Genomic DNA, 19,362 nt, shown 5'->3' with positions numbered 1-19,362 from the left:
TGTGCGTCCCCATCCCCGTCCTGTGATGCTCGCCGTACCACGTGCATGGCGGCGCTTCTCGAACGGGCCTCGTGGCGCGGCGATGATCGCAGGGAATCCCCGCGGGACGATTTCTTCCACCCGCACCGTGAGGTCTAAAGGACTCGCTAAGTAATGAATACGAGACAAAACGATTTCGACGTCATCGTGGTCGGCGGCGGTCTGGTCGGAGCCAGCCTGGCGCTGGCGCTGGCCGAGGCCGGCCGGCGCGTGGCCTTGCTGGAAGGGCAGGCCGCCCACTTCGATGACCTGTATCAGGGCTGGGACGCGCGTGTCTACGCCGTCAGCCCGGCCAACCGCCGCTTTCTGGAAAGCCTGGGGGCGTGGCCCGGCATGGAGCGCATCGGCACCATCGCCAGCATGGACGTGCGCGGCGACCGCGGCGGCCGTATCGAGTTTGCCGCCAGCGACGCCGACGCCGACGCCGAGGCGCTGGCCTGGATCGCCGAGAACCGCTGGATGCTGGCGGCGCTGTGGCGGCGGTTGGAGTGCTGCGACATCACCCTGCTGACCGGGGTGCGCCCGAGCGCGCTCTCCACCACGGCGCGTCAGGCTTGCCTGACGCTCGACGACGGCCGCGAGTTGACTGCGGCGCTGCTGGTGGGCGCCGACGGGGCCAACTCCTGGGTGCGCGGCCAGCTCGGTCTGGAGGCCAGCGTCAAGCCCTACGGCCAGTCCGGCGTGGTGGCCAATTTCGACTGCGAACGGCCGCACGGCAACGTGGCGCGGCAGTGGTTCCTCGGCGACGGTATCCTGGCGTGGTTGCCGATGGCCGGCCAGCGTATGTCCATGGTGTGGTCGACGCCGGAGCCGGAGTCGCTGTTGGAACTCGACGCCGAAACCTTGGCCGAAACCGTGGCCTCCACCGGAGACTACGCCCTGGGCGGTTTGAGCGTGATCACCCCGGCCGCCGCCTTTCCATTGCGCTTGATTCGTCCGCAAAGTACTGTGAAAGAGCGGGTGGCGCTGGTCGGGGACGCGGCACATACGGTGCACCCATTGGCTGGGCAGGGGGTCAACCTGGGGTTCCAGGATGCGGCGACGCTGGCGGCGTTGCTGCAGGATCATCGCGATCCCGGCGACTGGCTGTTGCTGCGGCGCTTCGCACGGCAGCGCAAGGAAGCGGTGGTGACAATGCAGACCACCTGCGATGCGCTGTTTGCGCTGTTCCATCAGCACCAGCTGCCGGGTTTGCCGTGGCTGCGCAACGCCGGGCTGAGCCTGACCAACCGACTGACTCCGCTGAAGCGGCAATTCGCCCGCCATGCCATTGGTTTCTGAACAAGGAAAATAACGCATGAATGCAACCCTGAAAAAACTGGCGCTGGCAGCGCTGCTGCTGTCGTCGGCCGCCTGCGTTGCCAAGGCCTCCGATCCGGATGTGGCCGAGGTGAAGAAGGCTTTCGTTACCCGCTTCCCGGATCGCAAGGTGGAAAGCGTCAGTCCGACGCCGGTGAGCGGTATCTACGAGGTGGTGTTGCCGGGCCGTCAGATCGTCTACGTCGACGCCGGCGTCAAGCACCTCTTCGTCGGCGATTTGATCGATGCGGAAAAGCGCGAGAGCCTGACCGAGAAGCGCGTGGCCGAACTCTCCAAGGTGGCGTGGAAGGACTTGCCGCTGGCGGCGGCGATGAAAGAAGTGCGCGGCAGCGGCGCGCGCAAGGTGGCGATTTTCTCCGACCCGGATTGTCCGTTCTGCAAGAAGCTGGAGCGCGAAACGCTGAAGGACGTGAACAATGTCACCATTTACACCTTCCTCTACCCGCTGACCCAGCTGCACCCCGACGCCATGCGCAAGTCGCGCCAGATCTGGTGCAGCAAGGACCGCGTCGGCAGCTGGACTGCACACATGCGTCAGGGGACCGAGTTGAGCGGTCCGGACAACTGCGATGTCAGTGTGCTGGAGCAGAACCAGGCGCTGGGGGCGAAGCTTGGCATCAATGGTACGCCCACCATGGTGTTCGGCAACGGCCGCATGGTATCCGGGGCGATTCCCTCGGCCGAATTCGAGAAATACCTGAGCGCCCAGTAACCCCTCCATGTGCTCGGCAGCGGGGCGCGGTTTCGACGTGGACAGGAGGCTGGTTTGCTGGTATCGGCACCTGTCCATCGGCGAGCGGCTGGCGCTGGCGCTGAGCTTGTCGTTGGGCTTGCACGCCACCGCCATGCTGCTGCCGGGGTCTCCGCCCAGGGCCGCGTCGGTGCCGGGCGTGCTCAGCGTGATGCTGCAACCCTCCCGGGCGGTCGGCCAGGATCACCCCGCGCGTGCTGCCGTCCCCCCCTTGCTGCTCGCGAGCGAGGCGCCCCATCCTGCTTTGCTCCCGATCCGCGATGAACCATTCTCCTCGGCGGACAGCGCTCCGCTGACCATGCCGACGGACGTATCGGCCCCTGTTGCGGCGGCTCCGGCCGCTGAGCTGTCCGGGGTCGACGGGGAGGGTTATTTCCCCGCAGCGGCGCTCGATGTGTTGGCGGTGCCGCTGCAACCGATCGAGCTTGCCTTGCCGCCGGAGGCCCCCAAGGGCGAGTTGCGCCTGATGCTGAGGGTCTACATCAATGAACGAGGCGGCGTCGACGCCGTGGAGCCCGAACAGCCAGATCCCTCCGGAGTCCTCGAGCCCGAGGCCCGCCGTGTCTTCCTCTCGGCCCGCTTCGCCCCGGCACGCCGGCATGGGGGGGCGGTAAAGAGCTACAAGCGTATCGAGGTGCGCATGCAAAATTAAAACGATTGTTTTATTTGTGCTAGAGTATGACTCGATTAAGCTGGGCAACCGGCATCCATGCGCAACGGGAGGCAGGCTCCCAATCACCCAGAGGAATGAACATGTCAGATCTGCAAACGTTGTTCGTCCAGGCCCAGGCCGATGTGAAAACCCTGGCCGAGCGGCCGGACAACCAGACCCTGCTGCAGCTCTACTCGCTGTTCAAGCAGGCGACCGAAGGCGATGTCCAGGGCGAGCGACCGGGCATGATGGATTTCATCAACCGTGCCAAGTACGACGCCTGGGACAAGATCAAGGGCATGAGTGCCGAACAGGCAATGCAGGGTTACGTGGACGTGGTCAACAAGCTGATGAACGAGTAACCGCCACGTCATTGCGATGGCACGGCCTGGTCTGATGCGGGGCGATGAACAAGACCGGTGGCAGCCCCACCGGTTTTTTCGTGTCATCGTGCCAGAACCGCTAGAATACCCGGCTGGAATGATACGGTGCGTCGCCCGGGCGGCGGGCAGCATAAGAGGGGCAGGAAGCGATGATTCTGGTGACGGGTGGGGCAGGCTTTATCGGAGCCAATTTTGTCAGGCTGTGGTTGGAGCAGAATGATGAACCGGTGTTGGTGCTCGACAAGCTGACCTATTCCGGTAACGCCGCCAACCTTCAGCCTTACCTCGAGGAGGGCCGGGTTGAGCTGGTACGCGGGGATATCGGCGATGCGGCGCTGCTGGAGCGGCTGCTGGCCGAACACCGCCCCCGCGCCATCCTCAACTTTGCCGCCGAAAGCCATGTCGACCGCTCGATCCATGGCCCGGCGGTGTTCGTCGAAACGAATATCGACGGCACCTTCCGCCTGTTGCAGGCGACCACCGCCTACTGGTCGGGGTTACCGGACGGGGACCAGGCGGCGTTCCGCTTTCTGCACGTTTCCACCGACGAGGTGTTCGGCTCGCTGGGGGAGCATGATGCGCCGTTCTGCGAAACCACGCCGTACGCCCCGAATAGTCCCTACGCCGCCTCCAAGGCGGCCTCCGATCACCTGGTGCGCGCCTGGCACCATACCTACGGCCTGCCGGTGCTGACCAGCAACTGCTCGAACAATTACGGACCGTATCAGTTCCCGGAAAAACTGATCCCGCTGATGATCGACCGCGCCCTCGACGGCCAGCCCTTGCCGGTGTACGGCGACGGTCGCCAGATCCGCGACTGGCTCTACGTCGAGGACCATTGCCGTGCGCTGATGGCGGTGCTGGAGCGCGGCCGGGCGGGCGAGGTGTACGCCATCGGCGGCTCGTGCGAGAAGACCAACCTCGAGGTGGTCGAGACGCTGTGCGCCACGCTCGACGCCTGCCGGCCGCGCGCCGATGGGGTGTCCTACCGGCAGCAGATCGCCTTCGTCGCCGACCGCCCCGGACACGACCGACGCTACGCCATCGATGCGGGCAAGATGCGCCGCGAACTGGGCTGGGAGCCACGCGAGACCTTCGCCAGCGGGATCGAGCGCACGGTCGCCTGGTATCTGGCTAACCCGGAGTGGGTGGGGGCGGTGAAAAGTGGTGCGTATCGCGACTGGATCGACATGCACTACGGAGCTGCCTGATGCGTATCCTGTTGATCGGCGGCAGCGGCCAGCTGGGTTTCGAGCTGCGTCGCAGCCTGGCGCTCTACGGTAAGTTATGGGCGCCGGGGCGCGAGGTTCTGGATTTGTCGAGGCCGGACCAGTTGGCGCCGCCGGTGCTCGAGTTCGCTCCCGACCTGATCGTCAACGCCGCCGCCTACACCGCGGTCGACCGCGCCGAGACCGAGCCGGCGCTGGCGGAGCGGGTGAACGCCGAGGCGCCGGCCGAACTCGCGCGCCTGGCCGAACGTCTGGGCGCCACCTTGCTGCATTTTTCCACCGATTACGTGTTCGACGGTGCAGGGGCGGCACCCTACCGAGAGGGCGATGTCACCAGGCCCTTGAGTGTGTATGGCCGTACCAAGCGCGATGGCGAGCTGGCGGTGATGAACGATTGTTCGCGTCACTATGTGCTGCGTACCAGTTGGGTCTACGGGAGCGTCGGCGGCAACTTCGTCAAGACCATCCTGCGCCTGGCCGCCCAGCGTGACACGCTGAACGTGGTGCACGACCAGGTCGGGGCACCGACCTCGGCGATGCTGATCGCCGATGTCAGCGCGCAACTGGTGTCGCGGCTTCGCGAGGGGCGAGTGTTGCCCTACGGCCTCTATCATCTGACGGCCGCGGGCGAGACCTCGTGGCACGGCTTCGCCCGCGAGATCGTCGGACTGGCTCAGGATGTCGGGGGAGGGTTGGTGCTGAAGCCGGAGGCGATTCAGGCCATTCCTGCCGCGGACTACCCGGCGGCGGCCGAGCGCCCCGCCAATTCTCGGCTCGACACGCACAAGCTGCGCGTCGCTCTGGGCATCGTACTGCCCGACTGGCGTCATCATCTGCAGCTGGTGTTGCAGCAGCTCGCCATCCAAAAGGGATAATTCTCATGGTTCAACGCAAAGGCATCATTCTCGCCGGCGGCTCCGGCACGCGGCTCTATCCGGTCACCCTCGGCGTCTCCAAGCAGCTGCTGCCGGTGTTCGACAAACCGATGATTTACTACCCGCTCAGTACCCTGATGCTGGCGGGCATCCGCGACGTGCTGATCATCTCGACGCCGCAGGATACGCCGCGCTTCCAGCAGCTCTTGGGCGATGGCAGCCAGTGGGGCATGAGTCTCAGCTATGCGGTGCAGCCCACGCCGGACGGCATCGCACAGGCCTTTCTGATCGGTGAGTCGTTTCTGGCGGGGCAGCCGTCGGCACTGGTGCTGGGGGACAACCTGTTCTTCGGCCACGACCTGGCCGGCAAGATGAAACAGGCGGCGGAGGGCGAGCGTGGCGCCACGGTGTTCGCCTACCCGGTGCACGACCCGGAGCGCTACGGCGTGGTGGAGTTCGACCAAGCGGGCCATGCCGTCAGTCTGGAAGAGAAACCGGCGCAACCGAAGTCGCGCTACGCGGTGACAGGGCTCTATTTCTACGACGACCAGGTGGTCGACTTCGCGCGCGAGCTGCGTCCTTCGGCCCGTGGCGAACTGGAAATCACCGACATCAACCGCCGCTATCTCGATGCCGGACAACTGGACGTGCAGGTAATGGGACGGGGCTATGCCTGGCTCGATACCGGTACCCACGAATCGCTGCTGGAGGCGGGCCAGTTCATCTCGACGCTGGAGCGGCGCCAGGGACTGAAGATCGGCAGCCCGGAGGAGGTGGCCTGGCGCAGCGGCTTCATCGACGATGAGCAGCTGACCCGTCTGGCCCAGCCGATGAAGAAGAACGGCTACGGCCAGTACCTGCTGTCCTTGCTCAACGAACGCATCTTCTGAGAGCTTGTGAATAAATCGGCTGCGCGTCCCTGATCGGGGGTCATGTGCTCTGCGTGCGAATCTTTCGCTGGGTACATCAAAGATGTGCGCGCAGAGATTCGCTCAGCGATCGGAAAACCTCATGTAATCCGTGTACATTCCGGTTTCTGTGCTGCTCTTTACCCCGCTGAGGGCCGCTCGCAACGATTTCTTTCACAAGCTTTGGGGCAAAAAAAATGAAAATCATCGAGACCGCGCTCAACGGTCTGCTGCTGCTGGAGCCGGTGGTATTTGCCGACGAGCGCGGCGAGTTCTGCGAGACCTTCAACGCGCGCCGCTTTGCCGCGCTGATCGGGCGCGAGGTGTGCTTCGTGCAGGACAACCGTTCGTGCTCCCGGCCGAACGTGCTGCGTGGCCTGCATTACCAGCACGCCCATCCGCAAGGCAAACTGGTGCAGGTGACGCAAGGCGCGGTATGGGACGTGGCGGTGGACTTGCGACGTGCTTCTCCCAGCTTCGGGCAGTGGTACGGCGTGACGCTGTCGGCCGAGAACCGGCGCCAGTTGTGGATTCCGGAAGGGTTCGCGCACGGCTTCCTGGCGCTGCAGGATGGGGCCGAGTTCTGCTACAAGGTCAGCGATTACTGGCATGCTGGGGACGAGTATTGCATCCGCTGGGACGATCCGGCGCTGGGGATCGACTGGCCGCTGACGCAGCCGCCCGTCTTGTCGGACAAGGATCGGCAGGGGCTGAGCTTCGCCGAAGCGCCGCGGTTCTGACGCCGTCGCCCCGCACGTGGTGTACGGGCATCGACCCATGGTTCGTCAGGGATGGGCGTACGGGACCGCCTTGGACCGGTGTTGCCAGGCTGGCGGGCATGAGGGTTCCGAGCAGGACTTCGCCTTGCATTCTGCGAGGCTGGGACTATAGTGAAAGTGCGCCCCAAGGTGGCCGGATTGATTTTAGCGGTGTGAGCAGCTAGATCGGTGCCGGGACTGGAGGGGCGCTTATCATGTCTGTCGTTTCCCTTCGGGGAAACGGGAATGCCGCTCCGCGCCGCTCATTGCCAGCGCAGCAGCGGCCACTGCAACGACGGGTAGCTCGGCAGGCCGTCGGCAAAGGGCGGCCAGTCCTCCCCCTGCAAGAGGGGGCGGAGGTAGTCGAGAAAGTCAGGGCTCACCGAGAAACCGTCCGCTCCGATGTACGAGGCCGGCAGCAGGCGTTCGGCGTCGGCCACGTCGGCGAGCGCCACCGCGGCCATTTCCCAGTCCTCTTTTCCCCGTGCCGGACGCAGTCCCACCATCACCCCGCTTTGTCCCTGCAATGCCCATTCCAACGCCGTGCGTCCGGCCGCTTGCGCCAGCCTGAGATCGAGCGCCGAAACGAGATGGCGTGCCGCGCGCTGCAGGCAATCCGCCACCGCGACATGGACGTGCAGGCCGCGCTGCTGTGCCAGGTAAGACGCCACGCGCTGCGCGGCGCCACCCAGTTGCTGGAACGGGGAGCCGGGGGTGTAAGGCTGTTCGGCCAGCAACAGGCCGTTGTCGTCGCGCACGCCTTCGGCGACGACCAGCACGGCATGGCCGTGCCGCCGCAGACAGGTGTCGAGGGCATCGAGCAGGCGTTCCGGCCGATACGGCACTTCGGGCAGCAACAGCAGGTGGGGGGCGTCGCCCGGGTGGCGTGCCGCGGCGGCGCAGCCGGCGGCGAGCCAGCCGGCGTTGCGGCCCATGGTTTCCAGCAGCATCACCCGTCCCGGCCCGAGGCTCGATACATCCAGTGCCAACTCGCGTACCGAGGCGGCCAGGTACTTGGCCGCCGACGGGTAGCCGGGGCTGAAATGGGTGGCGACAAGGTCGTTGTCGATGGTCTTGGGGATGCCGATGACGCGGAGCGGGTAACCCAGGCGCTGGCCGAATTCGGTGAGGCGCAGCGCGATGGTCATCGAGCCGTTGCCGCCGTTGAGCAATACCGTACCGATGCCGGCGCCGCAAAGGACGTCGCGCAGCTGGTGCCAGGTCTCCGGGGCCGCGTTGTACGGTGGCAGCATCTCGCGGCTGGCGCCGAAGCAGGTGCCGGGCAGGGTGGAGAGCTGCTGCCATTGCCGTTGCGGCACCGCGTCCAGGTCGAGCAGTTCGCCCCGGTGCAGCCCGCTCAGGCCGTGCCGGGCGGCACACAGCGACACGCCGGCGTGGCGTGCCGCTTCGATCACGCCCTGCGCCGAGGCGTTGACCACCGCCGTCGGCCCTCCTGATTGCAGATACAGCACGCGCGACGAGGTCAAGGCAGGCTCCCGATCGACGTGGGCCAGGTGCAACGGCCGCGATACCGGCGGTCCTGCACCGGGCGCACTTCCGAGGCGGCGGATGCCACCTCTTTAATACCACTATAACAAACCGTGCCGCTCTTCCTCCGTCGTCTCCGGATGTTCCGGCTGCCCGGCGCAGACGCTTATTTGCGCTGTGCTTGATCTGATACCGGTTGTGATCGCGTGGCTTGACTACAGTGAAAGAGTTAAACCCTATGCTCAGGGGGGATTTTACGTGCGTGTACTGCCCCGACACCTTGCCGCCCATACCTTCTACCATCTTGGCGAGCCGCTGGCCGGGCGTTGCTGCCGTGGGCTGGCCTGCTTTGCCGCACGCGCCGATGCGCCGGTGCGCTGGTCGGCGGCGCAGCGCGAGAGGTCCCCCTTGTATTGTCTCGGCAAGTGTTACGCCGGCCCCAGCGCGGCCGACCACGATCCGCGTCCGCACGTCGAGGTGCACAGCCGCCAGGCGGTGTTGCTTGGCAACGTGCTGACGGGCGGGGTGCACCGCCTGGCCGACTACGTCACACGCGGTGGCGGGACGGCGCGACAGCGTGCCATGGCCATGGCGCCGGAGGAACTGCGACGTGCCGTGGAGATGTCCGGGCTGCGCGGCCGCGGCGGCGCCGGCTTCCCTGCGGGGAGGAAATGGCAGGCGGTGGCGGCACAGCCGGCCGATCGCAAGTATTTGGTGGTCAACGCCGACGAGGGCGACCCCGGCGCTTTCTCCGACCGCTTCCTGCTGGAAGATGATCCTTTCCGTGTGCTCGAGGCGATGATCATCGCCGCCCATGGCGTGGGTGCCGGGCAGGGCTATATCTATCTGCGCAAGGAGTATCCGCTGGCGGGGGCGAGGTTGGCCGAAGCCATCGAGCAGGCGCGCCGGGCCGGCTGGCTGGGGGAGCGCTTCGATGTTGAGCTGGTGATCGGGGCGGGCAGCTACCTGTGCGGCGAGGAGACCGCGCTGCTCAACGCGCTGGAGGGGCGCCGCCCCGAGGTGCGCCTGCGCCCGCCGCAGATCAGCGAATGTGGTTTGTTTGGCGCGCCGACGCTGCTGCACAACGTCGAGACCTTGTGCGCGTTGCCGTGGGTCGTCGAGCACGGTGCCGTTGCTTACGCCGCGCTCGGTTTCTCGTTGAGCCGCGGCACCAAGCTGTTGTCGCTCAATTCGCTGTTCAGCCGGCCGGGGCTGTATGAGGTCGAGTTCGGGCTGCCCTTGTCCGAAGTGGTCGACAAACTGGGCGGCGGATGCGCCGCGGTCGTCTCAAGGGGGTCATGGTGGGAGGCCCGCTGGCCGGCATCGTGCCGCCGCGCCTGCTCGATACCCCGCTGGGCTACGAGGAAATGCAGGCCATCGGTTGTGCCGTGGGGCATGGCGGGGTGATCGCCTTTGCCGACGATACCCCGCTCGCCGCCATTCTGGCCGAGGTGTTTCGCTTCGGCGCCGGCGAATCGTGTGGCAAATGCACCCCGTGCCAGCGCGGCACGCCGCAGCTGGCGGCGATGTTCGAGGCGGCGATGGCGGGAGGACGCATCGAGCCTGGGCGTTGTGCCGACTTGCTCGACGCGCTCGGCGCCGCCAGCCTGTGCGGCCACGGGCGCGGCCTGGCCGAGTTCGCCCGGGCCGTCCAGACCCATTTTCCCGAGGAGTGGAAGGCATGCTTCAGCTGACCATCGACGGCATCGCCCGGAGCGCCGAGCCGGGCCGGCTGCTCGACGTGTTGTTGCAGGCCGGTGCCGAGGTGCCGCATCTGTGCCACGACCCGCGGCTCACGCCGCACGGCGGCTGCCGGCTGTGCCTGGTGGAGGTCGACGGCGAGCCGCGGCCGGTGGCGAGCTGCGCTTGCCAGGCCGAGGACGGCATGGTGATCCGCACCGACACGCCAGTCCTGCGCGCCTTGCGCCGCACCCACTTGCAGCTGTTGGCCGAAAGTTATCCGGCGGCGGCCATGGAGGCCGAACCGCAGCACCCTCTGCATCGGCTGTTTGCGGCCTATGACGTGGAGCCGGGCGGGCAGCTGCGCGATGGCCTGTTTCTCGACGACTCGCATCCCTATATCGGCATCGACATGACGCGCTGTATCGACTGCCAGCGCTGCGTGCGCATCTGCGAGCAGCTGCAAGGGCAGTTCGTGTGGGAGGCGTGGCACCGCGGTGCGGCGCTACGCATCGCCCCGGCGCACGGTGCCACCCTGCTGGAAGGGGGCTGCGTCAGCTGCGGCGCCTGTGTCGACAGCTGCCCGAGCGGGGCGCTTTACGACAAGCGCGTGACGGTGGAGGTGGAGGGCTGGACGCGCACCACCTGTGTCTACTGCGCGGTGGGCTGCCAGATGGAGGTGGGGCGTCGCGGCGGGCGGGTGGTGGCGGTGCGCCCGGCGGCGAGCCCGGTCAACCGCGGCCACCTGTGCGTCAAGGGCCGCTACGCCTTCGAGTTCAATCACTCGCCCGAACGCATCACCTGGCCGATGATCCGAGACGGCGAGGGCTGGCGCCGGGTGAGCTGGGGCGAGGCGCTCGACTTTACCGCCGCCAAGCTGCGCGCCATCGTCGCCGCGCATGGTGCGGACGCCATTGGCGTGCTGGGTTCGGCGCGCGCCACCAACGAAGAGAACTACCTGGCGCAGAAATTTGCCCGGGTAGTGCTCGGCACCAACAACGTCGACTGTTGCGCACGCGTCTGCCACACCCCCAGCGCCAAGGCCTTGAAGACCATGCTCGGCACCGGCGCGGCGAGCAATGGCTTCGACGACATCGAACTGGCCGGGGCCTTCCTGATCTGCGGTGCCAACCCGACCGAGAACCACCCGGTGGTGGGGGCGCGCATCAAGCAGGCGGTGCTGAACGGTGCCAGGCTGGTGGTGATCGACCCGCGCCGCACCGAGCTGGCCGGGCTGGCCGACGTGCACCTGGCACCGCGGCCGGGGTGCAACGTGCCGCTGTTCAATGCCATGGCGGCGACCCTGATCGAGGAAGACCTGCTCGACCAGGCCTTCATCGGCGAGCGGGTCGACGGGTTCGACGAGTTTGCCGATTTCATCGTCGACTATGCCCCGGAGCGGGTGGCGATGGAGTGCGGCGTGAGCGCCGCCGACATCCGTGCCGCCGCCCGGCTCTACGCTGCCGGCCGCCCGTCGATGTGCCTGCATGGTCTGGGCGTGACCGAGCACCTGCAGGGCACCGAGGGCGTGATGACGCTGATCAACCTGGCGCTGCTCACCGGCAACCTGGGGCGCCCCGGCGCCGGCATCAACCCCCTGCGCGGGCAGAACAATGTGCAGGGGGCGGCGCATATGGGTTGCGATCCGGCGACGCTGCCCGGCGGGCACTCTTTCAAGGAGGCCGGGGCGCGCTGCGCCTCGGTATGGGGGGGGGCGCTGCCGGAACGCCATGGCCGCAACCTGCTGCAGATGGTGGACGCCGCCGCCGCCGGCGAGCTGAAGGCGATGTGGGCCTTCGGCTACGACATCTACCTGTCGCTGGCCAACGTCGGCGAGACCTCCCGGGCGCTGTCCGAGCTGGAGCTGGTGATCGTGCAGGACCTGTTCCTCAACGAAACCGCCAAGGCCTTCGGCAGCGTGTTCCTGCCGGCCGCGTCGTTCTTCGAGCGCGACGGCACCTTCATGAATTCGGACCGGCGCGTGCAGCGCATCCGCCAGGTGGTGCCGGCTCCGGGTGAGGCCCGGCCGGACTGGTGGATCATCCAGCAGCTGGCTGCGCGGCTGGGGCGGGCCGAGGGGTTCGATTTTGCCGGTCCGCAGGCGATCTGGGACGAGGTGCGTGCGTTGTGGCCGGAGGGGGCCGGGCTCAGTTACGCCCGCCTGGAACACGAAAGCCTGCACTGGCCCTGCCCGGACGAGCAGCATCCGGGCACCCCGGTGCTGTATCAGTCGAGCTTCCCGGTCGGCCAGCGCGCCATGCTGGCCGCCATTGCCTACCTGCCGACACCGGAACAGACCGACGCCGACTACCCGCTGCTGCTGCTCACCGGGCGCACGCTCTACCAGTTCAACGCTGGCACGATGAGCAACCGCACCCCCGATACGGTGCTGCGCCCGGCCGATACGCTGGACATGGCGCCGGCCGACGCCTCGCGCCTGGGGCTTGCCGACGCCACGCCGGTGCGCGTGACCAGCCGCTACGGCGAGGTGGTGCTGCCGCTGCGCATCAGCCGCCAGGTGCAGCCTGGGCAGGTGTTCGCCACCTTCCACCGCAGCGAGCCGCTGGTGAACCGGCTGACCTCGTCGATTCGTGATCTGCAGGTGCAGGCGCCGGAGTACAAGGTGACCGCGGTGCGGGTAACGGCAGTATCGGCCTGAGTGAAAGGGAGGGCACTGATGGCGCTATACGGATTCGATGCCTTCTCTCCGGCTGAGATCGCCGAACGGGTGGAAACGATCGGCGTGGTCAAGGCGCAGCTGCCGCTGCGGCAGATGGCGCTGCTGGGCGTGCTGGCCGGTGCCTTCATCGGCTTGGGCGCGCTCTACTTCGTGCTGGTGACCAGCGACCCCTCCCTGGGGTTTGCCGCCAGCCGCGTGCTGGGCGGGCTGGTGTTTTCGCTGGGGTTGTTGCTGGTGGTGGTGGCCGGGGCGGAGCTTTTCACCGGCAACAATCTGCTCGCCATGGCCTGGGCCGATGGCCGCATCGGCACCGGCCTGTTGCTGCGGAACTGGCTGGTGGTGTGCCTGGCCAATTTCGTCGGCGCCGCCGGCTTGGCGCTGATGGTGTGGTTGTCGGGGCACCCGGCCCTGAACCACGGACTGGTGGCGGAGCAGGTGGTGCGGCTGGCCGCCGCCAAGTGCTCGGCGCCGCTGGCCACGCTGTTCTGGCGCGGGGCGCTGTGCAACGTGCTGGTGTGCCTGGCGGTGTGGATGGCGATGGCCGGGCGCAGCGTCACCGACAAGATGGTAGCGGTGGTGTTTCCGATCTCGGCCTTCGTCGCCGCCGGCTTTGAGCACAGCATCGCCAACATGTACCTGATCCCGCTGGCGATGCTGCTCAAGGACGGCGTCGCCGGCCCGATTCCGTTCGCCGATACCATCGGCTGGGGCGGTCTGTTGCGCAACCTGTTGCCGGTGATCGCCGGCAATCTGCTGGGAGGCAGCGTGCTGGTGGCGCTGGTGTATTACCTGATCTACCGACGCGGGGCCGCCGTGGCGGCGCCCGTTGCGGCGGAAAACGGGAGCGAGTGATGCGTATCACCTTTCTGGGGGCGGTTGGCACCGTCACCGGCAGCAAGTTTCTGGTGGAGCACGGCGGTTCGCGCGTGCTGGTGGATTGCGGGCTGTTCCAGGGCTTCAAGCAGTTGCGTCTGCGCAACTGGGCGCGGCTGCCGTTCGAGCCGGCCCGCCTCGACGCCGTGGTGTTGACGCATGCCCACCTCGACCACAGCGGCTATCTGCCGCTGCTGGTGCGCGAAGGGTTCGCCGGCCCCGTGTACGCCAGCGAGGCGACCTGCGCGCTGGCGGAGATACTGCTGCCGGACAGCGGCCACCTGCAGGAGGAAGAGGCCGAGTACGCCAACCGCCACGGCTTCTCCAAGCACCACCCGGCACTGCCGCTCTATACCCTGGCCGACGCCGAGCGCTCGCTGAAGGCCTTGCAGATGCTGCCCTGGCATCATGCCGAGCAGGTGGCGAAGGGGATCAAGGTGACGCTGCACCCGGCCGGGCACATTCTCGGCGCCGCCATGGTGGAAATCAGCGCCGGTGGTGTGACGCTGCTGTGTTCCGGCGACCTGGGGCGACCGCACGATCCGATCATGGTGCCGCCGGAGCGCATCGCCCGGGCCGACTATCTGCTGGTGGAGTCGACCTATGGCGACCGTCGCCACCCGCCGGAAGATACCGCCAAGGTGCTGGCCGAGATCATCCGGCGCACCACGGCGCGCCATGGCATCACGCTGATCCCGTCCTTCGCGGTGGGGCGCACCCAGTCGCTGATGTATTACCTGTACCGTCTGAAGCAGTCCGGAGCGATTCCGGCCGACCTGCCGGTGTTCCTCAACAGCCCGATGGCCACCGATGCCACCGAGCTCTACCATCGCTTCCGCCGCGAGCATCGCCTCACTCCGGCCGAGTGCGAGGGCATGTGCCGCGTGGCGCATATCGTGCGCACGGTGGAGGAGTCCAAGAGCCTCAACGAGCGGCACGAGCCCGCCATCATCATTTCCGCCAGCGGCATGGCCACCGGCGGCCGGGTGTTGCACCACCTCAAGGCGTTTGCTCCTTATGCTCGCAATACCATCCTGTTCTCCGGTTTCCAGGCAGGTGGCACGCGCGGGGCGGCGATCGTTGGCGGGACGGAATCGGTACGCATCCACGGCGAGGAAGTGCCGATCCGTGCCGAGGTGGTGATGCTGGAGAACCTCTCGGCACACGCCGATGCCGGTGAAATCCTGGCGTGGCTGGATGGCTTCGAGAGCGCGCCACGGCATACCTTCGTGGTGCACGGCGAACCGGTGGCAGCAGACACGCTGCGGCGCCGTATCGCCACCGAGCTGCGTTGGCCTTGTTCGGTGCCGGAGCACGGTATGACCCAGCAGCTGGATTGAGGGCGGCGTAGGGCGTGCCGTCCATTGCTCCTGCGCCTCGCCGGAGAAACCATCGATGATGCGCCTGGTGCCGCTCAGCTGCCGGGTTCGGCGTCGGGCGCGCTGTTCTTGCGACTGCGGCGCGGCGCAGTCGGCTTGGCCGGTGCGCGCTGCAGGCGGCTCAGACGACGCCGGATTTCGTCCGAATCCATCCAGACATCCGCCCCTTTGAGCACCTTGTCGACCTCCGCCGTGCTGAGGAAGGGCTGGCAGATGCGCTGCATGACCTTTTCGAACCAGCTGCTCACCGCCTGGATCTGTGCCTGCTGCTCGGTTCCCCGGCCGGCGAAGGTGCCCGAGTAGATATGGAACATCAGCTGGCAGTTGTCCTGCACCTCCAGTTCGTCTCCCGCCAGGAAAATCAGCGCGCCCATCGAGTAGGCACGCGCCTCGAGCACGGTGATGACGTGGGCGCAGGAGGACTGCATGTTGTTGATGATCTGCATGCCGGTGTCGAAGTCGCCGCCGGTGGTGTTTAGGTGCAGGTAGATGATGTCGGTCTCGCTGGCGCTGCGCAGTGTGTAGAACAAGTTGGTGTAGAAGTGCGAGGCCTGGATTTCGCCGCACAGGTAGAAGGAAATCTCGCTCAGTTGCGAGCGTATTTCGTAGCGTGACAGTCCCTGGAACACCGCGGGCTCGGGCTGGTCCTCGCCCGGCTCGCCCTGCACGCTGATGGTCGGTTTGGTCATGGTGTCTCCGCGGTGCTGGCCATGATTCCATCTTAGAGCCCATTTTCGCAGGCGGCCACGCCTTCGCGCCGGGCGCGCCGTCTTCTTTCCCCTTTTTCTGCCGGGCTGCCAAGGCTCGTCGCGTCCGCTGTTTCGGAAGTCCTTCCCCTGTCGCTGCGGCGCACTTGTTGCGTGCCTTGTCCCGCCTTGGTGGTGGCATTCCGTTAGCGGTTGCGTAGTAGTTTTACTACAAATATACTCGATTGGAGTCGTGCCAATTCTCTTCTGTAGTGGAATGCGACGGCAGGGTGGCTTCGCACCAGCAAGACGATTCTGTCATGGCCCGTTGTTTTATCTTAATGGACTGATGTTGAAGGATTTGTTGAGGTTTTTGGTACGGATGTCAGCTGTGTGGAACAGGGCTGGGTGATGTCTGTTGACAGTTAATGTGAAATCGATTTCAATGTAGTTCTACTACATAAGGACAAGGAGGAGTGAGTATGGGTACATGTAGCGAACGTCAGAGCCGTGGCACCAAGATCATCGCCACGCTGGGGCCGGCCAGCAGCACCGTGGATACCATCGCCGCCCTGCACCAGGCTGGCGCCGACGTGTTCCGCCTCAACTTCAGCCACGGGGCGCACGAAGACCACGCCGCCCGGCTCGCCGCCATCCGCCAGGTGGAGCACCAGGCCGGCCGCCCCATCGGCGTGCTGCTCGACCTGCAGGGCCCCAAGCTGCGGGTGTGGAGCTTCGCCGACGGCCAGGCCGAACTCGTCGCCGGCCAGCGCTTTGCCTTCGACCGCAACCCGGAGCCGGGTAACCATGAGCGCGTCTGCCTGCCTCACCCCGAAATCTTCTCTGCCGTCTCGCCGGGCGACCAGCTCTTGGTCGACGACGGGCGCCTACGTTTCCGCGTCGTGTCCGTCACGCCCGATGTCATCGAGGCTGAAGTGGTGGCGGGCGGCCTCATCTCCGACCGCAAGGGTGTCAACGTGCCGGACGCCGCGCTGGCGGTGTCGGCGCTGTCGATCAAGGACCGCCGCGACCTCGAGTTCGGCCTGGAGCTGGGGGTGGATTGGGTGGCGCTGTCCTTCGTGCAGCGCCCGGAAGACGTGCTGGAAGTGCGCGAGCTGATTGGTGGCCGCGCCAAGCTGATGGCCAAGATCGAGAAGCCGCTGGCGGTGCAGAACCTCGAGGCCATCATCGAGGTGGCCGATGCCATCATGGTGGCGCGCGGTGACCTCGGCGTGGAACTGCCGCCGGAAGAGGTGCCGTCGATCCAGAAGCGCATCGTGCGGTTGTGCCGCGAGGCCGGCAAGCCGGTGGTGGTCGCCACCCAGATGCTCGAATCGATGATCAAGGCGCCGGCGCCGACCCGCGCCGAGGCCTCCGACGTTGCCACCGCGGTGTACGACGGCGTCGACGCCGTGATGCTGTCGGCGGAATCCGCCGCCGGCCACTACCCGGTCGAGGCGGTCTCGATGATGCAGCGCATCATCCACCACACCGAGGGCGACCCGCTGCAGCGCCAGCTGATGCAGGCGGTGACCACGCGCCACCAGGCCAACTCCACCGATGCCATCGGCGCGGCGATCCACAGCGTGGCCGGGGTGCTGCCGGTGGGTGCCACCATCACCTACACCACCTCGGGCGCCACCGCCTTCCGCGTCGCGCATGAACGCCCGGCCTCGCCGATCCTGAGCCTGACGCCGAACCGGACCGTGGCGCGCCAGCTGGCGCTACTGTGGGGGGTGACCTCGTACGCCACCGAGGACGCCAAGAACGTCGAGGACATGGTGGAGAAGGCCAGCGCCGCCGCCAAGAACACCGGCTACTACCAGCCGGGCCGGCCGCTGATCGTGGTGGCGGGCATCCCGTTCGGCACGCCGGGTTCGACCAACCTGCTGCGCGTGGTCTGGCCGGAATAAGCGCGAAGACGGATCGCGGCTGAGCCCCGACCGCTCAGAACCTGCTCGCGACAGATCGTGAGCAGGTTCTCACACACTGCACACACAAAGGACATCGAGAGTGAACACCATCGAACAACTGCACGCCCTGTTCCCCGCCGAGAGCGCCGTTCCGGCCGACTGCCAGATTCTCGCCCCGCTGCACCAGCGCACGCTGCTGGTGAACGGCCAGCTCAAGATGTGGCACGGCGAGACGCGCGCCGTGCTGTCGCCGGTCTACACCCGCCAGGACAACGGCGAGCTGGCGCGCGTCGAGCTCGGCAGCATCCCGGTCACCGGCAAGGAAGAGGCCGACGAAGCCTTGGCCGCCGCGGTGGCCGCCTACGACAACGGCCGCGGCGCCTGGCCGACCATGTCGGTGGCCGAGCGCATCGGCTGCGTCGAGGAATTCACGCGCCAGATCCTAGCCAAGCGCCGCGAGATCGTGAACCTGATCATGTGGGAGATCGGCAAGAGCCTGCCCGACTCCGAGAAGGAATTCGACCGCACCATCGTCTACATCAAGGACACCATCGACGCGCTGAAGAAGCTCGACAACGACAACTCGCGCTTCCAGATCGTCGACGGCACCATCGGCCAGATCCGCCGCTCGCCGCTCGGCATCACGCTGTGCCTCGGGCCGTACAACTACCCGATGAACGAGACCTTCACCACGCTGATCCCGGCCTTGATCATGGGCAACGTGGTGCTGTTGAAGCCGCCGAAGTTCGGCACGCTGCTGTACTACCCGATGCTGGAGGCGTTCCGCAGCGCCTTCCCGGCCGGCGTGATCAACACGGTCTACGGCAAGGGTTCGGAGCTGGTGCCCTACCTGATGAACAGCGGCAAGATCAACGTGCTGGCGCTGATCGGCTCCAGCCGCGTCGCCGACCAGTTGAAGAAGGCGCACCCGAAATCGAACCGCCTGCGCGCGGTGCTGGGGCTCGACGCCAAGAACGCCGCCATCATCCTGCCGGACGCCGACCTCGACCTCGCGGTGAAGGAATGCATCGCCGGCTCGCTGTCGTTCAACGGTCAGCGCTGTACCGCGATCAAGATGATCCTGGTGCACCAGTCCATCGCCGAGGCCTTCCTGCGCCGCTTCAGCGAGGCGGTGAACGCGCTCAAGGTGGGCATGCCATGGGAGAAGGGCGTGATGGTGACGCCGCTGCCGGACCAGGAGAAGTGCCGCTACCTGACCGAATGCGTCGAGGACGCCAAGGCCCAGGGCGCGCGCGTGATCAACGAGGGCGGCGGCAGCGTGGCCGAGACGCTGTTCCACCCGGCGGTGGTGTTCCCGGTCAAGGAAGGCATGAAGCTCTATCGCGAGGAGCAGTTCGGCCCGGTGATCCCGGTGGCGCCGTTCGAGGATATCGAGGACGCGCTGGACTACGTGATCAGCTCGGACTACGGCCAGCAGGTGAGCCTGTTCGGCAGCAACCCGCACCAGATCGCCGAGCTGGTCGACCCGCTGGTGAACCAGGTCTGCCGCGTCAACATCAACTGCCAGTGCCAGCGCGGCCCGGACGTGTTCCCGTTCGCCGGGCGCAAGGATTCGGCGGAGGGCACGCTGTCGGTGCACGACGCGCTGCGCGCGTTCTCGATCCGCTCGATGGTGGCGGCGAAGGAAACCGAGGCGAGCAAGAAGCTGCTGGATGCGATTGTGTTGTCGAACGAGAGCAATTTCATCAATACGCGCTTCATTCTCTAAGCCGTATGAAACTACTCTC

At 66.6% G+C, this 19,362-nt stretch carries 17 protein-coding genes; 15 read left to right on the top strand and 2 right to left on the bottom strand.

Translation table 11 applies throughout. The annotated features are described in order from the left end of the window. Nucleotides 1-153: 153 nt before the first annotated feature. The 8 genes from FURADRAFT_RS16170 to rfbC all read left to right on the top strand — a co-directional run bounded on the left by FURADRAFT_RS16170 (nt 154) and on the right by rfbC (nt 6,897). The gene (locus FURADRAFT_RS16170) at nt 154-1,320 is read left to right on the top strand and encodes a UbiH/UbiF family hydroxylase (RefSeq protein ID WP_008955238.1); all 1,167 of its coding nucleotides are present in this window, start codon (nt 154-156) and stop codon (nt 1,318-1,320) included. 16 nt (nt 1,321-1,336) lie between these two features. Then, nucleotides 1,337-2,071, top strand: coding sequence for a DsbC family protein (locus tag FURADRAFT_RS16165; protein ID WP_008955237.1), 735 nt, complete (start codon nt 1,337-1,339; stop codon nt 2,069-2,071). 7 nt (nt 2,072-2,078) lie between these two features. Further along, a complete protein-coding gene (locus FURADRAFT_RS16160; RefSeq protein ID WP_008955236.1) occupies nt 2,079-2,762 on the top strand; it encodes an energy transducer TonB in 684 nt (227 codons plus the stop codon). A 101-nt stretch (nt 2,763-2,863) separates the two neighbouring features. Next, nucleotides 2,864-3,124 carry an acyl-CoA-binding protein gene (locus FURADRAFT_RS16155; protein ID WP_008955235.1) on the top strand — a complete coding sequence of 87 codons (261 nt, stop codon included), beginning with the start codon at nt 2,864-2,866 and terminating at the stop codon, nt 3,122-3,124. Nucleotides 3,125-3,294: 170 nt separating this feature from the next. Further along, a complete protein-coding gene (gene rfbB / locus FURADRAFT_RS16150; protein ID WP_008955234.1) occupies nt 3,295-4,356 on the top strand; it encodes a dTDP-glucose 4,6-dehydratase in 1,062 nt (353 codons plus the stop codon). Next, nucleotides 4,356-5,249 (top strand): dTDP-4-dehydrorhamnose reductase, encoded by an 894-nt coding sequence (rfbD, locus tag FURADRAFT_RS16145; protein WP_008955233.1) that lies wholly within the window; start codon nt 4,356-4,358, stop codon nt 5,247-5,249. Before rfbB ends, rfbD begins: the two co-directional genes overlap by 1 nt. 5 nt (nt 5,250-5,254) lie before the next feature. Further along, on the top strand, nt 5,255-6,139 hold the full coding sequence (gene rfbA, locus FURADRAFT_RS16140) for a glucose-1-phosphate thymidylyltransferase RfbA (RefSeq protein ID WP_008955232.1): 885 nt from the start codon (nt 5,255-5,257) through the stop codon (nt 6,137-6,139). Nucleotides 6,140-6,354: 215 nt separating this feature from the next. Further along, nucleotides 6,355-6,897 (top strand): dTDP-4-dehydrorhamnose 3,5-epimerase, encoded by a 543-nt coding sequence (rfbC, locus tag FURADRAFT_RS16135; RefSeq protein WP_008955231.1) that lies wholly within the window; start codon nt 6,355-6,357, stop codon nt 6,895-6,897. Nucleotides 6,898-7,178: 281 nt separating this feature from the next. Here the strand turns inward: rfbC and FURADRAFT_RS16130 are convergent, their stop codons facing one another. After that, on the bottom strand, nt 7,179-8,402 hold the full coding sequence (locus FURADRAFT_RS16130; protein WP_201441965.1) for a diphosphate--fructose-6-phosphate 1-phosphotransferase: 1,224 nt from the start codon (nt 8,400-8,402) through the stop codon (nt 7,179-7,181). 259 nt (nt 8,403-8,661) lie between these two features. Here FURADRAFT_RS16130 and FURADRAFT_RS16125 point away from each other — a divergent pair, with 259 nt between their 5' ends. Genes FURADRAFT_RS16125 through FURADRAFT_RS16110 form a run of 5 tightly spaced genes read left to right on the top strand, consistent with a single transcriptional unit; the run spans nt 8,662 to nt 14,976 of the window. Beyond that, nucleotides 8,662-9,810, top strand: coding sequence for an NADH-quinone oxidoreductase subunit D (locus tag FURADRAFT_RS16125; protein ID WP_201441964.1), 1,149 nt, complete (start codon nt 8,662-8,664; stop codon nt 9,808-9,810). Beyond that, entirely contained in the window at nt 9,702-10,097 is a 396-nt protein-coding gene (locus FURADRAFT_RS20835) for an NADH-ubiquinone oxidoreductase-F iron-sulfur binding region domain-containing protein (RefSeq protein WP_201441963.1), read from the top strand. Before FURADRAFT_RS16125 ends, FURADRAFT_RS20835 begins: the two co-directional genes overlap by 109 nt. Continuing rightward, on the top strand, nt 10,085-12,742 hold the full coding sequence (gene fdhF, locus FURADRAFT_RS16120; RefSeq protein ID WP_008955227.1) for a formate dehydrogenase subunit alpha: 2,658 nt from the start codon (nt 10,085-10,087) through the stop codon (nt 12,740-12,742). Before FURADRAFT_RS20835 ends, fdhF begins: the two co-directional genes overlap by 13 nt. A gap of 18 nt (nt 12,743-12,760) precedes the next feature. Beyond that, nucleotides 12,761-13,615 (top strand): formate/nitrite transporter family protein, encoded by an 855-nt coding sequence (locus FURADRAFT_RS16115; protein WP_008955226.1) that lies wholly within the window; start codon nt 12,761-12,763, stop codon nt 13,613-13,615. Then, nucleotides 13,615-14,976, top strand: a complete 1,362-nt coding sequence (locus FURADRAFT_RS16110; RefSeq protein ID WP_008955225.1) for an MBL fold metallo-hydrolase — start codon at nt 13,615-13,617, stop codon at nt 14,974-14,976. Before FURADRAFT_RS16115 ends, FURADRAFT_RS16110 begins: the two co-directional genes overlap by 1 nt. Nucleotides 14,977-15,050: 74 nt before the next feature. Here the strand turns inward: FURADRAFT_RS16110 and FURADRAFT_RS16105 are convergent, their stop codons facing one another. Continuing rightward, entirely contained in the window at nt 15,051-15,704 is a 654-nt protein-coding gene (locus tag FURADRAFT_RS16105; protein ID WP_008955224.1) for a Clp protease ClpP, read from the bottom strand. A gap of 479 nt (nt 15,705-16,183) precedes the next feature. Here FURADRAFT_RS16105 and pyk point away from each other — a divergent pair, with 479 nt between their 5' ends. Together pyk and FURADRAFT_RS16095 are read left to right on the top strand one after the other, a co-directional pair. Then, nucleotides 16,184-17,614: a pyruvate kinase gene (pyk, locus tag FURADRAFT_RS16100; protein WP_008955223.1), complete on the top strand. Its 1,431-nt coding sequence runs from the start codon at nt 16,184-16,186 to the stop codon at nt 17,612-17,614. A 100-nt stretch (nt 17,615-17,714) separates the two neighbouring features. Next, on the top strand, nt 17,715-19,343 hold the full coding sequence (locus tag FURADRAFT_RS16095; RefSeq protein ID WP_008955222.1) for an NADP-dependent glyceraldehyde-3-phosphate dehydrogenase: 1,629 nt from the start codon (nt 17,715-17,717) through the stop codon (nt 19,341-19,343). The last annotated feature ends 19 nt before the right edge of the window (nt 19,344-19,362 follow it).

Source organism: Pseudogulbenkiania ferrooxidans 2002, from assembly GCF_000174355.1.
GTDB classification, from domain to species: domain Bacteria; phylum Pseudomonadota; class Gammaproteobacteria; order Burkholderiales; family Chromobacteriaceae; genus Pseudogulbenkiania; species Pseudogulbenkiania ferrooxidans.
The sequence above is the reverse complement of the archived record's forward strand: the minus strand, read 5'-3'. Positions and strand labels throughout refer to the sequence as shown.

Excerpts from the sequence above, each read along its gene's own strand:
- FURADRAFT_RS16170 (WP_008955238.1), top strand. The coding sequence starts at position 154 with ATGAATACGAGACAAAACGATTTCGACGTCATCGTGGTCGGCGGCGGT.
- FURADRAFT_RS16165 (WP_008955237.1), top strand. The coding sequence starts at position 1,337 with ATGAATGCAACCCTGAAAAAACTGGCGCTGGCAGCGCTGCTGCTGTCG.
- FURADRAFT_RS16160 (WP_008955236.1), top strand. The coding sequence starts at position 2,079 with ATGTGCTCGGCAGCGGGGCGCGGTTTCGACGTGGACAGGAGGCTGGTT.
- FURADRAFT_RS16155 (WP_008955235.1), top strand. The coding sequence starts at position 2,864 with ATGTCAGATCTGCAAACGTTGTTCGTCCAGGCCCAGGCCGATGTGAAA.
- rfbB (WP_008955234.1), top strand. The coding sequence starts at position 3,295 with ATGATTCTGGTGACGGGTGGGGCAGGCTTTATCGGAGCCAATTTTGTC.
- rfbD (WP_008955233.1), top strand. The coding sequence starts at position 4,356 with ATGCGTATCCTGTTGATCGGCGGCAGCGGCCAGCTGGGTTTCGAGCTG.
- rfbA (WP_008955232.1), top strand. The coding sequence starts at position 5,255 with ATGGTTCAACGCAAAGGCATCATTCTCGCCGGCGGCTCCGGCACGCGG.
- rfbC (WP_008955231.1), top strand. The coding sequence starts at position 6,355 with ATGAAAATCATCGAGACCGCGCTCAACGGTCTGCTGCTGCTGGAGCCG.
- FURADRAFT_RS20835 (WP_201441963.1), top strand. The coding sequence starts at position 9,702 with ATGGTGGGAGGCCCGCTGGCCGGCATCGTGCCGCCGCGCCTGCTCGAT.
- fdhF (WP_008955227.1), top strand. The coding sequence starts at position 10,085 with ATGCTTCAGCTGACCATCGACGGCATCGCCCGGAGCGCCGAGCCGGGC.
- FURADRAFT_RS16115 (WP_008955226.1), top strand. The coding sequence starts at position 12,761 with ATGGCGCTATACGGATTCGATGCCTTCTCTCCGGCTGAGATCGCCGAA.
- FURADRAFT_RS16110 (WP_008955225.1), top strand. The coding sequence starts at position 13,615 with ATGCGTATCACCTTTCTGGGGGCGGTTGGCACCGTCACCGGCAGCAAG.
- FURADRAFT_RS16105 (WP_008955224.1), bottom strand. The coding sequence starts at position 15,704 with ATGACCAAACCGACCATCAGCGTGCAGGGCGAGCCGGGCGAGGACCAG.
- pyk (WP_008955223.1), top strand. The coding sequence starts at position 16,184 with ATGGGTACATGTAGCGAACGTCAGAGCCGTGGCACCAAGATCATCGCC.